Source organism: Chitinophaga eiseniae (assembly GCF_012641265.1).
Taxonomy (GTDB): domain Bacteria; phylum Bacteroidota; class Bacteroidia; order Chitinophagales; family Chitinophagaceae; genus Chitinophaga; species Chitinophaga eiseniae_A.
Map to the genome: position 1 here is coordinate 1,407,155 of NZ_JABAHZ010000002.1, position 15,462 is coordinate 1,422,616.

Annotated in this window: 15 protein-coding genes; 12 read left to right on the plus strand and 3 right to left on the minus strand. The window is 47.7% G+C overall.

What is annotated here, in order from left to right; all coding sequences use genetic code 11:
• Nucleotides 1–15: 15 nt before the first annotated feature.
• The 7 genes from HGH91_RS13435 (at nucleotide 16) to HGH91_RS13465 (ending at nucleotide 7,722) form a co-directional block, all read left to right on the plus strand.
• A complete protein-coding gene (locus tag HGH91_RS13435; protein WP_168738918.1) occupies nucleotides 16–1,608 on the plus strand; it encodes a RagB/SusD family nutrient uptake outer membrane protein in 1,593 nt (530 codons plus the stop codon).
• Between the two features lie 298 nt (nucleotides 1,609–1,906).
• Complete coding sequence (locus tag HGH91_RS13440) at nucleotides 1,907–2,233, plus strand: DUF6686 family protein (RefSeq protein ID WP_168738919.1); 327 nt, start codon at nucleotides 1,907–1,909, stop codon at nucleotides 2,231–2,233.
• Nucleotides 2,234–2,388: 155 nt separating this feature from the next.
• Nucleotides 2,389–3,393, plus strand: coding sequence for a glutaminase A (gene glsA / locus HGH91_RS13445; protein WP_211092280.1), 1,005 nt, complete (start codon nucleotides 2,389–2,391; stop codon nucleotides 3,391–3,393).
• A 127-nt stretch (nucleotides 3,394–3,520) separates the two neighbouring features.
• Nucleotides 3,521–4,468, plus strand: a complete 948-nt coding sequence (locus HGH91_RS13450; RefSeq protein ID WP_168738920.1) for a DnaJ C-terminal domain-containing protein — start codon at nucleotides 3,521–3,523, stop codon at nucleotides 4,466–4,468.
• A complete protein-coding gene (locus tag HGH91_RS13455; RefSeq protein WP_145664119.1) occupies nucleotides 4,461–4,808 on the plus strand; it encodes a hypothetical protein in 348 nt (115 codons plus the stop codon). The genes HGH91_RS13450 and HGH91_RS13455 overlap by 8 nt, the downstream gene beginning before the upstream one ends.
• On the plus strand, nucleotides 4,805–6,226 hold the full coding sequence (locus tag HGH91_RS13460) for a DHA2 family efflux MFS transporter permease subunit (protein ID WP_168738921.1): 1,422 nt from the start codon (nucleotides 4,805–4,807) through the stop codon (nucleotides 6,224–6,226). Before HGH91_RS13455 ends, HGH91_RS13460 begins: the two co-directional genes overlap by 4 nt.
• Before the next feature lie 80 nt (nucleotides 6,227–6,306).
• The gene (locus tag HGH91_RS13465; protein WP_247651744.1) at nucleotides 6,307–7,722 is read left to right on the plus strand and encodes a hybrid sensor histidine kinase/response regulator; all 1,416 of its coding nucleotides are present in this window, start codon (nucleotides 6,307–6,309) and stop codon (nucleotides 7,720–7,722) included.
• Here the strand turns inward: HGH91_RS13465 and HGH91_RS13470 are convergent.
• Entirely contained in the window at nucleotides 7,719–8,549 is an 831-nt protein-coding gene (locus tag HGH91_RS13470) for a S1 RNA-binding domain-containing protein (protein ID WP_168738923.1), read from the minus strand. The genes HGH91_RS13465 and HGH91_RS13470 overlap by 4 nt on opposite strands.
• Before the next feature lie 145 nt (nucleotides 8,550–8,694).
• Here HGH91_RS13470 and HGH91_RS13475 point away from each other — a divergent pair, with 145 nt between their 5' ends.
• The gene (locus HGH91_RS13475; protein ID WP_168738924.1) at nucleotides 8,695–9,531 is read left to right on the plus strand and encodes a sulfite exporter TauE/SafE family protein; all 837 of its coding nucleotides are present in this window, start codon (nucleotides 8,695–8,697) and stop codon (nucleotides 9,529–9,531) included.
• A gap of 3 nt (nucleotides 9,532–9,534) precedes the next feature.
• The gene (locus HGH91_RS13480) at nucleotides 9,535–9,930 is read left to right on the plus strand and encodes a DUF1634 domain-containing protein (protein WP_145664150.1); all 396 of its coding nucleotides are present in this window, start codon (nucleotides 9,535–9,537) and stop codon (nucleotides 9,928–9,930) included.
• Between the two features lie 2 nt (nucleotides 9,931–9,932).
• On the opposite strand, the gene HGH91_RS13485 is transcribed toward HGH91_RS13480, so the two are convergent.
• Entirely contained in the window at nucleotides 9,933–11,294 is a 1,362-nt protein-coding gene (locus HGH91_RS13485; RefSeq protein WP_168738925.1) for an alpha-L-fucosidase, read from the minus strand.
• Nucleotides 11,295–11,494: 200 nt separating this feature from the next.
• On the minus strand, nucleotides 11,495–13,009 hold the full coding sequence (locus HGH91_RS13490; protein WP_168738926.1) for a malate:quinone oxidoreductase: 1,515 nt from the start codon (nucleotides 13,007–13,009) through the stop codon (nucleotides 11,495–11,497).
• A gap of 212 nt (nucleotides 13,010–13,221) precedes the next feature.
• Between HGH91_RS13490 and HGH91_RS13495 the strand changes: the two genes are divergently transcribed.
• From HGH91_RS13495 to HGH91_RS13505, 3 genes are read left to right on the plus strand one after another with little or no spacing between them, the layout of a single operon-like run.
• Nucleotides 13,222–14,049 (plus strand): metallophosphoesterase family protein, encoded by an 828-nt coding sequence (locus HGH91_RS13495; protein ID WP_211092282.1) that lies wholly within the window; start codon nucleotides 13,222–13,224, stop codon nucleotides 14,047–14,049.
• A 38-nt stretch (nucleotides 14,050–14,087) separates the two neighbouring features.
• On the plus strand, nucleotides 14,088–14,726 hold the full coding sequence (locus HGH91_RS13500) for an SMI1/KNR4 family protein (protein WP_168738927.1): 639 nt from the start codon (nucleotides 14,088–14,090) through the stop codon (nucleotides 14,724–14,726).
• A 53-nt stretch (nucleotides 14,727–14,779) separates the two neighbouring features.
• Nucleotides 14,780–15,391 (plus strand): hypothetical protein, encoded by a 612-nt coding sequence (locus tag HGH91_RS13505; RefSeq protein ID WP_168738928.1) that lies wholly within the window; start codon nucleotides 14,780–14,782, stop codon nucleotides 15,389–15,391.
• The last annotated feature ends 71 nt before the right edge of the window (nucleotides 15,392–15,462 follow it).

Here is a 15,462-nt window from a genome sequence, read left to right on the forward strand (position 1 = left end):
GTAAATCTGCATAACATGAAAAATATTATTATAACGGGAATGGCTATCTGTTTTACCTGCCTCACTGCTTGTACCAAGCTGGATGTAAAGGTAGAATCAGAATATACCAGCGATAACTTTCCCACTACCGCAGATGGTTTTATTGCCGCCTCCGGGCCTATGTATACGCAACTGAGTTCAAAATATGCGGTAGATTACTGGCGCCTGCAGGAGCTGTCGACCGATGAGGCTATTATCCCGGCCCGTGATGGTAACTATGAGGATGGCGGACAATACCGTTTCCTGCATAAGCATACGTGGACAAAAGATCATCCCACCGTTAAAAACGTGTGGCAGTGGGCTTTCAGCGGGGTAACTACCTGTAACCGTATCCTTACCCTTTTCCAGAAAGCGCCGGAAAGTAAAAGCAAGCAAACCAGCCTGGCGGAGGTAAGAACTATGCGGGCCTTGTATTACTTCTTCCTCATGGATCTTTTTGGTAAGGTGCCGATTATAACCTCATTCGACAATACTTCCCTGCCGGAACAATCTTCCCGGGAGGCGGTATTTACCTTTATAGAAAAGGAGTTGAAGGAATCGCTGCCATTGCTCAATACCAAGACCGGGCAGGTCACCTATTCCAAACCGGTGAAGTGGTTTGCTTTTGCGCTGCTGGAAAAAATGTACCTGAATGCGGTAGTGTATACTGGTCGTCCTATGTATACGGAAGCAGTAGCCATGGCAGACAGCGTGCTGGTGGGCGGTGCCTATACGCTGGATGATAATTTTATCAACATATTTACGCCGGATAACGGGCCACAGGTGAAAGAAACCATTTTTGCCATTCCTTATGATACCTACCAGATTAAGGGTAACCAATTCTCCCGGTTTGGATTGCATCCCGGCCTGGTAGATAAGTACTCTCTGCTTTTCCGTCCCAGTATTGCCATGAGCACTATTGCTTCTTTTTATGAGAAGTTTAATTTAACGGGAGATATCCGTAACAATACCTGGCTCGAAGGAAAGCAATTCAATAGTGATGGATCTCCCATTATGATCAGTACTACCAACAAAGGATTGGATAATAATTATGCAGGTCCTGATCCGGGAGCTAAGATCAGCTGGCAGTTGAGCTTTTCCAAAGAACTGAAACTGCGGGTAGATTCTTCTATGGACCTGGGCAACGATGAACTGGCCAAGGCTTCGGGTGTACGTGGTATTAAATTTTATCCGGATAAAAATACGGAGCCGCAGGATCGTAACTCCAATAATGATGTGCCGGTGATGCGGCTGGCAGATGTGATGCTGATGAAAGCAGAGGCGATCCTTCGCGGCGCCGCGCCCACTGCGGTAAAAGGCGAATTACAAACAGCCGATGTACTGGTGAATAAAATACGGGCCAGGGCGCATGCGCCGTTGATATCCGGTATTACCCTGGATGGTATGCTGGATGAACGTGCCCGGGAAATGGCCTGGGAAGCCTGGCGCAGGAATGACCTGATCCGTTTTAATAAGTTTGAAAGTGCCTGGGGCTTTAAAACAGATGGTAATACCTTCCACCGGGTATATCCTGTTCCTGCCAGCGAGTTGACCCTCAATCCAAAACTGGTGCAGAATACGGGCTATTAATACAATAGTTAAGTAATATATTCAGCGGCGTGTTGATATAGTTTTAGTTAAAACTATGTGAACACGCCGCTGCTGTATGCATACTTTTCCCTTTTGCGTAACTGGTTTTCCTGATCCGATCATTACGGCGGATATTCCATTCTTATTTTTGTGACATGTCAATAATACCCCGGTGTATTTAGCCATATATATAAACAGATCTATTGTTTGCGCCACCAGATCTCAGATAGTAAAGAATGATGAATGAAGTCCTGACAGCGGCCGGCTCCCGGCCGCTGAAGGCACAAACCATACGCCCATGTGTAATTACCAGACATTGTATCACGGCGCGGCGGGATATGTGATCCGCTGCCCTCATTGTAAAGGAATCCAGCTTGCTTTTGGTACTACCGCTGTTAACCTGGACACCGCAGAATTTAGTTGCTTTAAAAAGATGGTGACCCGGTTGGCGGATGATCACCATGACGCCACACTGCATGAAAAATCAATTTGTTTGCCCCTGCCGGCCGATCATGTGATGATGCTGGTTACCCCTGCTGAAATAGGCGATTTGTCGCGTATGGTGGTGGAAGTACAGGCGTTGCTGGATACCTATGAAATATTGGAAATTTCTTCTGCAGATTAAGTCAGTGTGGGTGCCGGCCTGTTCATCCATCTTTTAACCCAGGTTCCGTTTTTTATTGTTAGTATACGAGCGGGTGATGTTCGTTAAGTATGAACGCTACATTATATTTGCGTGCGCATACGTGCATGCGATCAATAGTATAAAAACGCCATCATATGAAAACGACAGTTGCATTACTCCTGGTAATGGTGTTGGGAATTACAAGTGGTTATTCCCAGAAAAGCGCTAAACCGGTTGACTACAATGTGATCATTAACGAAGCATTCCAGCTTTTCAAAAATGAAAAGGGGGGCAAAAATGCAAACTATATCCCTTTCCTCGACAAGGTAGATCCCGATATGTATGGTATTGTGCTGGTAACGAAAGAGGGACAGGTATACCAGGTGGGAGAAACCCGGTATGAATTCGGGATTGAATCGATAGAAAAAGTATTTACCCTTTGCATGGCGATGGAAATATTTGGTGATTCGGCCATCCTGGAGAAAGTAGGTGCAGCGCAAACGGGATTGCCTTTTAATTCGGTTCCTGCTATTGAGCAGGGCGGCCAGAAGCCTTCCAATCCGCTGGTAAATGCCGGCGCTATGGCTACCACCAGCTTATTGACCAGCCATTTCGGGCATGCCGAAGCCTGGGATAAAGTGAATGCTTACTTCGGCAGGTTTGCCGGAAGGCCCCTTACCGTGCTGGATGAGCTGTATAAGTCGGAAGCCACCACCAATGAGCATAACCAGGCCATTGCCATGTTGCTGAAATCGTATGGATACATGTATGATGATCCGTTATATGCCTGTGATTTTTATACCAAACAGTGTTCTTATGGTGTTACCACCCGCGACCTGGGCATTATGGCCGGTACGCTGGCCAATGGTGGTGTAAATCCTATTACCAAAGAGCGGTTGCTGAAGGAAGCGTATGTACCACGGGTGCTGGCCATTATGGGCACTACCGGGTTGTATGAAACCACCGGCGACTGGATGTATAAGGTAGGATTACCCAGCAAGAGTGGTGTTGGAGGTGGTATAATTTCGGTGGCGCCTGGCCGTTTTGCCATTGCTGTTTTTTCGCCCCGGTTGGATAAGGCGGGTAACAGTGTGCGGGCACAGGAAGCCATTAAATATATTTCGGAGAAACTGGCCGCTAATGTGTATTTAGGGAAATAGTTGTGGTAGGATAACCACTGATTGGTGAACGGTACCGGAAATTTTCCGGAGGCCGTTCACCAATTTTTTTTCGGGGTTAATTCGTAAATTCATAAAACAAGTTATCACATTAACCTGTTTTAGTGCTATGGACGTAAAGGATTACTATAAGATACTGGGCGTAGAGAAAGCGGCAACAGCTGAGCAGATAAAGAAGGCTTACCGGAGACTGGCAGTGAAATATCACCCGGATAAAAATCCGGACGATAAGGCGGCGGAAGAAAAGTTCAAAGAAATCAACGAGGCTTATGAAGTGTTGAGTGATGCAGAGAAGCGTAAAAAATATGATCAGTTCGGGGAGAACTATAAATATTACGAGCAACATGGTGGCCGGCCCGAAGATTATGACTGGTCGCAATTTGGCGGCCGCGGCCGTGGCCAGACCTACAGCAGCGGGAATATGGAAGACATATTTGGAGGGGCTGGCGGAGAGGGCTTTTCAGATTTCTTTGAGCAGCTCTTTGGCAGCAGGTTTGCGGGCGGAAGACGGGGGCAAACTTCGCAGGGACCCGGTAGGGGCCGCGATGTGCAGGCAACGATGGAGGTAACGCTGGAAGATGCTTATACAGGGGCTACCCGGCAGGTAGAGGTAAACGGCAGCCGGCTCAATATTAAACTGAAACCTGGTTTGTATGAAGGACAGGTAATCCGGCTGAAAGGCAAGGGGAGCCCGGGGCGTAAGGGGGGAGAGAACGGTGATTTACTGATCAGCATACAATTGGCGCCACATACACATTATGAACTGAAGGGACAGGATATCTATACCGATCTGGCTTTACCCTTGTACACCGCCATATTGGGAGGAAAAGTAGCTGTGAATACGCCTGGCGCAGCATTGCACATGAATATACCGGCAGGAACGGACAGTGGAAAAGTATTCCGGCTAAAAGGAAAGGGAATGCCTGCCTACGATAATAAAGGTACCGCGGGTGATTTATACATCAAAGCAATTATACATATACCAACAAATCTTTCCGACAAGGAAAAAGAACTGTTTCAGCAACTTTCACAATTAAATGAGAATGGCCATGCTTAAACTTTTTGATTACCTGGAAGAAGTGATTTCCACAGAAAGAATTTCACAGCTCAACAATCCCAAGTTGTTGTATACCGCCAGTGAAATTATGCAGGAGCTGGGCTACGGCCAGTCCGGTATGGAACAGGAACCGCTGGACAGAGCCATGCATGCGTGTGCGGCGCTGAATATCCCGGTGGACTTCAACTTCAAGAAAGTATATTGTTTTAAAGACGGTGAACTTACTACCGATTGGCAATTGTCTGAACTGGCTACCTACCTGTTTATGATTAATTGTAACCCACTGAATCCTTATGTTGCTAAAGCGCAGCTGATCTTTATGATGAAAGACCGGGTATGAGAGATATTAACCGTACCGGTATCCTGATTGTAGTGATTATGGGAACGACCATGGCCGGGATAGATTCGAGTATCGTTAATATATCCCTTCCCGTAATGAGTAAGCAGTTTAACTGTACGCTCGATGAAATTGAATGGGTGATTACGGCATACATGCTCAGCTTTTCAGTATTAATGCCATTGACCAACTGGCTGAAGAACAGGATCGGTTTTTTTAATCTTTATGTGGGGGCCGTTTCCCTTTTTACATTAGGCTCACTGATGTGTGCATTGTCAACCAGCCTCGATTCATTGCTGGTAGGCAGGGTAGTACAGGCATTGGGTGGCGGGGCTATGGCGCCCACCTCGATGGCCATTATTTCGTATATATTTCCCGCCCGGGTGCGGGGTGCCGTACTGGGCTGGTGGGGGCTCGGCAACCTGATAGGGCCCGCCATGGGACCTACCCTTGGAGGTATATTAACAGAAAAATTCGGTTGGCCTTCTATCTTCTATATTAACCTGCCCATTGGTATCATCACTGTGGCGCTGGCATACAAATACCTGGATGTATTGCGCAAGCAACCCAAATTAAGGCTTCCCTTCGATCTTACCGGCTTTGTTGCCCTTACCATCTTCCTGGTATGTTTGCAGTACGGCATTGCCAGGGCGGAAGTGGTGGGCATTACTTCTCCTGAAATACTGCTGACCCTGGGGGTGGCACTGCTGGCATTTATTTGTTTTATATGGATAGACCGGCGTAAGCGGGAGCCTATTATGGACCTGACCCTTTTCAATAACTATGCATTTGTGAGTTGTATCCTTGTCACCATTTCCCGGGCGGCGGCATTGTATGGCGGGCTGTTTTTGATGCCTTTCCTGTTGCAGGAACAAATGGGTTTTTCGGAAGGTATTTCGGGATTGCTGATATTGCCTAACTCCGTTTTTATGGCCGTGTTGATGCCTTTTGCCGGCCGTTGGTCCGATAAACATGGATCAAGGGAAATTTCCCTGCTGGGCATTTTACTATTGGCCGTATCCATGTATTTATTTGCAGAACTCGACAGGGGCAGTCATTTAACCGCAGTAATTGTTACCATGACGGTACGGGGTATCGGTATGGGGCTGCTGTTGGCGCCTTTGAACGCAGCCACACTGAGTGCCGTAAAGCCCAGTGAAGTAACCATGGCATCCTCCATCAGCACGCTGATGCAACAGGTAGGTGGGGCCATTGGCATAGCGGTGCTGGCTATTGTTACCCAGGCAGCCTACAACCGGCACGTGCTGGAAGGGTTAACAAACATGAGGGCACATCACCTGGCTTTGCGGGAGGGCTTTTATATTTCACTGATCATCTTAGCAGCCACCCTGGTACCCGCCTGGTTCCTGCCAAGGCGAAATGTGGTGCTGAAGGATACCAGTACTCATATAGATACCTGACTTTTTAGTGCATGATTATTGGTTAACATTAGAAGAACTTTTTCGGAACTATGATAACAAATGGTAAGCAGCACATTTTGATGATAGATGATGACGAAGATGACTTTTTCCTGGTAAATGCGCTACTACAGGACATCTCCCCGGATCAATATGTGCTGCAATGGGTATCATCTTATAAAGAAGCACTACTAGCCATCGAAACACGTACCCACGACCTGTACCTGGTAGACTACCGGTTGGGTGCCCATACGGGTATTGATGTGTTGCATCATTTCCGCAACCTGGGATATAAAGCCCCCGTTATCCTGTTTACCGGTAAAGGCGATTATAAAATCGATAAAGAAGCGATGCAGGCCGGTGCTTCCGACTACCTGGTAAAGAGCGAAATTACCGCAGCTTTGCTGGAGCGTGCTATCCGTTATACATTAGACAAGTTCAATCATTTGCTGGCGATTGAGAAAAGCGAAAAACGTTATTTCAGCATCTTCGAAAAATCAAACGACCTGATTATCCTGGCTGACTGCGAGCACAGGATAGTGGCCGCTAATCCCGCGGCGCTCCGGGTACTGAAATATGAAGAAGGTGAATTATATAGCAGCCGCTTACATAGCCTGTTTGCCGATGAAGGGGAGATAAAGGGTTTCCTGGACCAGCTTTGCTCCGATGATGGCGTGGTGCAGCGGGAGTACATTTTCCGCAGCAAGAACGGGCAGCAGCTTGATGTAATGATCAATGCCTCCCTGCTGGATGAAAAGAAACAGCTGTATTTATGCATCATCCAGGATATTACCGCGCGTAAACGCAAGGAGCGGGAAAAGCAGCAGCAGGAAAAATTTGCCATTACCGGCCGTATTGCCCGCCTGGTGGCCCATGAGGTGCGCAACCCGCTTACCAATATACTGCTGGCGGTTTCACAGCTGAAAACAGAACCTATTGCCGAGTCAGAAGATACACAGTTGTACCTGGATATCATGGAGCGCAACTGCCACCGGATCAATCAGCTGATCACAGAGCTGTTGCAGTCTACCCGCATGTCGGAGCTGAATATGTTGCCCATAGGGCTGAACCTACTGTTGGAAAAGGCATTGCAACTGGCCGCCGACCGCTTACAGCTGAACAATATTACGGTAGAAAAAAGTCTCTGCCAGCCGGATCATAGGATATTGGCAGATGAGGACAAAATACTTATTGCATTGCTGAATATTGTTATCAATGGTATTGAAGCGATGAAAAACGGGGAAGGGCGTTTAGGTATTCAATCCTGGGAGGATAACGACCGGATGTTTATTCGTATATCCGATAACGGTAGTGGTATTTCAGAGCAGAACCTGGCCAAGTTATTTGAGCCGTTTTTTACCAGTAAAACCAAGGGAACGGGGTTAGGGCTTACGGCAACGCAGAATATCATACTCCAGCACCAGGGTACTATTTCGGTAGACAGCACCCTGGGCGAAGGCACCCGCTTTGTGATCAGTTTCCCGATCCATCATGGTTAGTCTTCAGCTGTTTTAAAACCTGTTTGCGTAAAAACAATTTTCCGTTGTTTATACAGGTTACCGACCGTCATTTTGAATGTTTTTTTACTCATACCGAAAAAATCCTGGATCTCTTCCGGGGCCGACTTATCATGATAAGGCAGGTAACCATCATTTTCGCGGAGCAGGCGTAATATCTTTTCCCCTTCATCTTCTACTTTGCTGAACCCTGGTTTACCTACGATCACATCTATTTTATCGTCTTTTATCTGGCGTATGAAACCGGTCATTTTATCGCCGATTTCAATAGGACGGAAAATTTCGCTGTGGTGGAGGATACCGGTATGCTGGTTGTTGATGATCATCACATAGCCGATGTCGGTACGACGATAGGCGACCAGGTTTACCAGGTCTTTTTCTTTGACGGTGAGGTTTTCGTTGCTGAGAAAGCGGTCAATTTTTTCCGTAGCAGCGAGGCGACCAGTTAGTTCATCGATATATATTTTTACCAGGTATTCCTGTCCAGGTACCATGTGGGTAAGCTGCTGGGATTGGGCTACAAACAGGTCTTTCATGAGTCCCCAGTCGAGGAAGGCGCCTTGTTTGGTGGCGCTAACGGCTTTCAGGAGTACAATATCGCCGGCAACGCCGTAGGGGCGTTGGGTGGTGGCAATGAGGCGGTTTTCTGAGTCGTGGTAGAGAAACACTTCCAGTTCATCGCCGATTTTTGTTTCCCGGGGTACAAACCTGCTGGGGAGCAGGATTTCCTGGTCTATGCCCTCCAGGTATACACCAAAATCAGCTTCTTTTTTTACCCTCAGGAGATTGTATTCGCCCACCTTTATCATATAATTCGATTAATTGTCCAGGCTGCAAGTTACTTATAGATTGCCGGATTGCGAGAATCATATTCTGCTTACTTTTGTAAGTAACGGCTACTCAATAATAACTGTAATTCCATAAAAGCTGTTTCAAAAACCAACCGACCATCTTATGACGATTTTATTTTTTACCCTGATCCTGCTGTGCGGGGCCTTTTCGGCTGGCCTGCTGGGGTCGCTTACCGGTTTAGGAGGCGGCGTTGTCATTATTCCATTGCTGACGCTGGGATTCCATGTCGACATCCGTTATGCTATTGGTACCGCCCTGGTGGCCTCTATTGCCACTTCTTCCGGGTCTGCCTCTGCCTATGTGAAAGAAGGCATTACCAATATCCGGCTGGGGATGTTCCTGGAAATAGCCACTACTACCGGTGCGGTGGTGGGCGCGCTCATTGCGGTGTACATGCCTACGAATGTGGTAGCAATTATTTTCGGGCTGGTACTTATTTTTTCCTCCCTGATGTCGTTCCGTAAGAAAACGCTGTATACGGAAGACAGTGCCAAAAGCAAGCTGGCGGCCCAGTTGCGGCTCAACAATAGTTATCCTACTGCCGAAGGAGCTGTTAACTACCAGGTACATCATGTGCCCGGGGGCTATTTTATGATGACCTTTGCCGGCGTGATGTCGGGCCTGCTGGGTATTGGTTCCGGCGCCCTGAAAGTGTTGGCGATGGACAATATCATGCGTATCCCATTTAAGGTGTCTACTACCACCAGCAATTTTATGATTGGCGTAACCGCTGCCGCCAGTGCAGTCGTATACCTGCAACGGGGTTATATTTCCCCTGGCTTGTGTATGCCGGTTGTATTGGGTGTGTTGGCCGGTGCCTTTGCCGGTTCCAGGTTGCTTACCCGTGCCAATGTAAAATGGCTGCGCATCGTATTCAGCGTAGTCATTGGCTTCCTCGCTGTGCAGATGATCTATAATGGTATCACCGGAAAACTATAACATATGAAAAAATTATTTTCTACTTATTTCCGGGACAAAGATATTCAGCAGCTCATTGGCAAGCAGCTACGTCTGGGCGTGATACTCTCCAGCGCGATTGTGCTGGTGGGAGGTATTATTTACCTGGTACGGCATGGGCATGAGCAGCCCTCCTACGGCAGCTTTACCGGCGTGCGTGAAGGGCTGGACAATTTGCCCGGCATCTGGCAGGGCGTGCTGGAAAACAAGGGAATGAATATTATCCAGCTGGGAGTGGTACTGCTCATTGCTACGCCCATTATTCGTATAGCCTTTTCTGTTATCGCTTTCCTGTTAGAGAGAGATTATCTCTATGTAGTACTCACCTTAGTGGTGCTGGGCGTAATTATGTTCAGCATGAGCGGTGGCCTGGCCGGTTAGGACTATAGGCTTACCGCTACTACGGTAGTTATTTTATCGGGCGCCTGTGCAGGGAGATCAATGATGAGCTCATCTGCGCCGGCGCTGGTGGAGAGCGTTTGTCCGCCTGCCAGCAGCCTGGCATTGCGCACTTTCTCTTTAATACCGGGTACATGTAGTTTGCCGTTGGCCGGCCAGTCGAATATATGGAGATAGAGGGTGGTGCTGTTATCTTTCTTTTTCTGCGTACAGCGGCCCCAGGGCAAAGGGGGTAGCGGGCTGCCCTGTGTGCCGTAGATGGCTTCTCCGTTTACCTTCATCCACTGGCCTATGCCTTTCAATGCGGTCAGGCTTCCTTCGGGGAAGGCGCCGGTAGCATCGGGACCTACATTCAGCAGGTAGTTCCCATCTTTAGAAGCGATATCTACCAGGTTACGTATAAGCGTTTCCGTGCTTTTCCATTTGTGGTCGTAGCTTTTATAACCCCAGGTACCGTTCATGGTCATGCAGGTTTCCCAGTCGCGCCCATCCAGTTCGGCGGCAGTTGGGATTTTTTGTTCCGGTGTTTTATAGTCGCCCGGAAAATTGGGGCGTTTGAGGCGGTCGTTTGTAATGATATTAGGTTGCAGGGCTAATACCGCCTGCAGTTTTTCTGCATATTCATCCGTCATGTTGGTAGGCGTATCCCACCAGAGTACGGCAACCTCGCCATAGTTGGTGAGTAGTTCTTTTACCTGTGGCACGGCTACTTTATCGATGTAGTCCGACATGGAAGCGGTGGTTTGGGCCGGATCCCAGTGGCCGCTGTGTTCCAGCGTATAGGCGTCTATGCGGGTGGAGTCGGGATTGGGCCAGCCTTCTGTGGCTATTTTGCGGGCGGCGGCGCCACCGGGGTTGTTCCAGTCCTGCGCCTGTGAGTAATAGAAGCCGAGTTTGAGGCCATACTTCTTACAGGCGGCGGCCAGTGGTTTCAGTACATCTTTTCCGTATGGCGTGGCATCTACGATGTTCCATTTGCTGGCGTTGGATTTAAACATCGCAAATCCGTCGTGGTGTTTGGCGGTGATTACGATGTATTTCATGCCGGCGTCTTTGGCGGCTTTCACCCAGGTGTCTGCATCATACTTAGTGGGATTGAACTGGCGGGCGTATTGCTGGTAGGTAGCTACAGGGATTTTCGCGCGGTTCATAATCCATTCTCCGCCGCGGCCTACCTGTTGACCGTTGTATACTCCGCCGGGTACGGCATAGTCGCCCCAATGGATGAACATGCCGAAGCGGGCATCGCGCCACCATTGCATACGCTGATCGCGCGATGGCGTGGTTTGGGCAAATAGCTGGGTGGTGACGAATAATACGATGAATAAGTGGAATACTTTTCTCATAACTTTTGTGGATATTACTAATAATGCAAACGTTTGCATTAAACGGGTGAAAAATAAGCGCATGGCGCTTTTATCTCTCTGTAATACTAATATCCGCAAAAAAGGAAAAGAAAGCTGGATGGATTTTGCCGGAAGGTTATACTTTTTTAACAGGAGCGCCTGTCCAGCTACAGAAATGGCTGAACAGGCGCTTAGTTATATTAAGCCATTTCCATTTCGCGCAGTTCCAGCACCTGGGTGGTCCATGCCCGGAGTTCATCTACCATGGCAGGATTATTCAGGAGGGATTGACCGTAGGACGGGATCATTTTCTTCAGTTTCACCTGCCATGCTTCAGTTTCCACATCTTCCTTGAAGCAGCGTTTCAGGAGATTGAGCATGATAGATACGGCGGTAGAAGCGCCTGGGGAAGCACCCAGCAGTGCGGCGATAGAGCCATCGGCAGCACTTACCACTTCAGTACCAAATTCGAGGATGCCGCCATGTTCAGGATCTTTTTTAATCACCTGTACACGCTGACCGGCAATTTCCAGCTCCCAGTCTTCCATTTTAGCTTCGGGGAAGTATTCGCGCAGGGCTTCCAGCCTGTCTTCCGGCTTTTGTCGTACCTGGGCAATGAGGTATTTGGTGAGCGGAATATTGTCCAGGCCTGCAGATACCATCGGGCGGATATTATTGGCCTTGATGGATAATGGCAGGTCCATGAAGGAACCGTTTTTCAGGAATTTAGTGGTGAACCCGGCGTAGGGGCCAAACAGCAATGCTTTTTGTCCGTCTATCATACGGGTGTCCAGGTGGGGCACCGACATAGGAGGCGCTCCTACAGAGGCTTTCCCATATACTTTGGCACGGTGTTGTTCAATTATTTCAGGATTGTTGCAGCGCAGCCATTGTCCGCTTACCGGGAAACCGCCGAAACCTTTTCCTTCCGGGATGTCTGATTTTTCCAGTAATGGGAGGGAGCCGCCGCCGGCGCCAATAAATACGAATTTTGTTTGAATGGTTTGTTTGTCGCGGGTTTCACGGTTTTTTACCTTGATCACCCAGGAGCCATCGTCTGCTTTTTTGAGGTCGCGTACATCGTGGTTGAAGTGCATGGTAACGCCTTCGAGTTTTTCGAGGTGGTTAAACAATGCACGGCTCAATGCGCCGAAGTTAACGTCGGTACCCATTTCCATGCGGGTAGCGGCCACTTTCTGGGAGGCATCGCGGCCTTCCATTACCAGCGGGATCCAGGATTTTAGCTTTTCCTGGTCTTCCGTATATTCCATGCTTTTAAAAAGATGGCATTGCTGCAGGGCTTTGAAGCGCTTTTTGAGGTAATCCACATTGTCTTCTCCCCAAACAAAGCTCATATGGGGAATACTCTGAATAAAGTTGTGTGGATTGGAAATGATGTTGTTTTCTACGAGATAAGACCAGAACTGGCGGGATACTTCAAACTGCTCTGCAATGTTCACCGCTTTTTTAATGTCTACCGATCCATCTTGCTTTTGCGGCGTGTAATTCAACTCGCAAAATGCAGAGTGGCCTGTGCCTGCATTGTTCCATGCATCGGAACTTTCAGCTGCCGCCACATCCAGTCGTTCAAAAATTGCAATGGTTAACTCGGGTTCGAGCTCTTTGAGGAGCATTCCAAGTGTAGCGCTCATGATGCCCGCGCCGATTAAAACCACATCCGGACCTGTTCCAGCTGTACTCTTGCTTCTAAACATAACCCCATTTTTATTCGAGGTGCAAAGTTACAATCAAAACATTTATGCAGGGGGACAATTTTGGTTCTTTTAAGACACTTTAACAATTTTATTACAATTCTTTCTGAATGGATTGAAAGATTTGAATTTATTAAAGAGATATATAATTTTATCTTTTGGTTAAGCATCTGGCCGTGAAGTAATTGACTACCCGTAAATATTACTTTTATTTTATGATGAACAGACGTGCATTTCTAAAAGGCGCTTCCGCCGCCATCGTAATTTCTGCCTGCGGAAAAATAGTAAGCGCCGCCACTTCCCGGCATTTCGACAGTAAAACCGTTTTCCGCTTTGCCGTAGGCTCCGACTGGCACTATGGAGAACCGAAAACCCAGTACGACCAGTACTTCCAGGATCTGCAATCGGCCTTTAACCAATACCAGCAGGCATTTCCCTGTGAATTTTTCGTATTGAACGGCGACATTATCCACAATAACCCGGATCTGTTATTACCTGCCGCTGCCAAATTGAAAACCCTGCACCCGAAACTCTTTGTTACCCATGGTAATCACGACATGGTGTCGGCCGAAGCCTGGCAACAGGCCTGGGGGCATCCGCTCAATCACGATATCGTGATTGGCAAACAAGTGATCCTGCTGGGAGATACCGCCGATGATAAAGGCAAATACCTTTGTCCCGATGTGGAATGGTTTGCCCGTAAACTGGAACAATATAAAGCAGCTCCCAATGTTTTCATCTTCCTGCATATTACCCCGGTAAAATGGACAGACAACGGGCTGGATTGTACAGAATTTCAATCTCTGATAAAAAAATATCCTAATATAAGAGCCGTGTTCAACGGGCACGATCACGACCAGGACAGCGTAAAGATGCTGGACGGTTCCAAAATACCTTTCCTCTTCGATGGTCATGTGGGAGGTAGCTGGGGCGTAGGTTATCATGGCTTCCGTGTGGTAGAGCTGAAGAAAGATGGTAGCTTGCTTTCCTTCATCATGAACCCGTTGAAAAGACAGGACGAAAGAGTTTTTCCGAAAGTTTAGCTATTTTGCCGGTACATTCGACCGATAAACGAATAACTATGCTGGAGGAACTGGAAAAGGACTATGGGTTTACCTATCCAACGCTTTACAAACAATTATATAAAGATGGGATGCTGGACTGGGGTGAGTTTGGAGAAGGCTGGCTGGATAAGGTATATCCTTCCATCAAAACCGCGCCGCCACTGTTGCTGTATGCCAACGACCTGGAAATAATGCCGCTGACCACAGTAGATGAAGAAATGGATGGTGGCCTCCTGTTTGCCGATCCTATACACCGGTTTGTGCCATTTGCTGTCAGTGGCGCCGGCGACTGGTTTGCGTTTTATTTTAATTTACAGCAAGGCGACGACGTGCCTATCGTACAGGTATTTCACGATGCCAACGAAGCTTGTATTCTCGCTAAAAATTTACAGGACTTCATATTTCTACAAATGCTGGAAGCTGTAACAGACCTCGTTCCGGAGTATCCGTCGTTGATCGAGCACGGCAACATGAAAGAGAACTGCCACAACTTCCTGCGTACACACGCTCCCTATCTGACCCCGAAGCAGGCGAAGATTATTGCCGCCGTATACGAAACCGGCAGCTTAACCAATACCGCCCTGCATGAAATTGTAGAAACAGAAATGAGCTTTGAATGGTTGGACAGCAGCTTTCCTTACCAGGTAAGAGAATAAATTTTTTGAGAGGCTGACAATTAGTTAGCCTCTTTTTATATGAACCGATACCTATGAAAACACACCTCATTTATTTGCTCGTTGCCCTATGTGGCCTGCTGGGCAGTTGCCACACTAAATCACCTGTGAACACAGTCGCTCCCACACTCAGCGAAGGCGTAATTACACTGAAGCCAGATACTATCAGAACATTCCGGTTGCTAAATGAAGATGGCAGCCTATGGAAACAAATCGTTTTTAACGATGGCTTCTCCGATAGCCTGCTCATACCCTATGCATCAAAACCTGAAAACTGGCTGCTTGTTTTCAGATGTATCCGTAAAGAACATAACCGGTATAAAGTAATCGTGAACGAAGAAACCGGTAGTACGAAATATATCAGCAGCAACGACTCCAACTTCGTTGCCCAAAGCTGGGAGGAGAATATGCTCCAGTCTACGTTTATAGGCTTCGATATAAAGACGAACCCACTGAAGGAATCGCCCCAGGTATCGGCGGCTAACGTGCCTTATGCGCCGGATGAAGAAGAAGATGTTTTCTTTAAAGCGGTGAAGATAGAAGGCGATTGGGTGCAGGTGAAGAGTAATGACGACCAGGTGATAGGATGGATAAGATGGAAGAATGAGAAAGGGGAGATGATAGTGGATGTTTTTTATGATGCGTGAGGTGGTAACGGTAAAGCGTATAACGTCGAATAAAATCAGCTATAGAATTTCGATATTTATTTGGAGGTTGA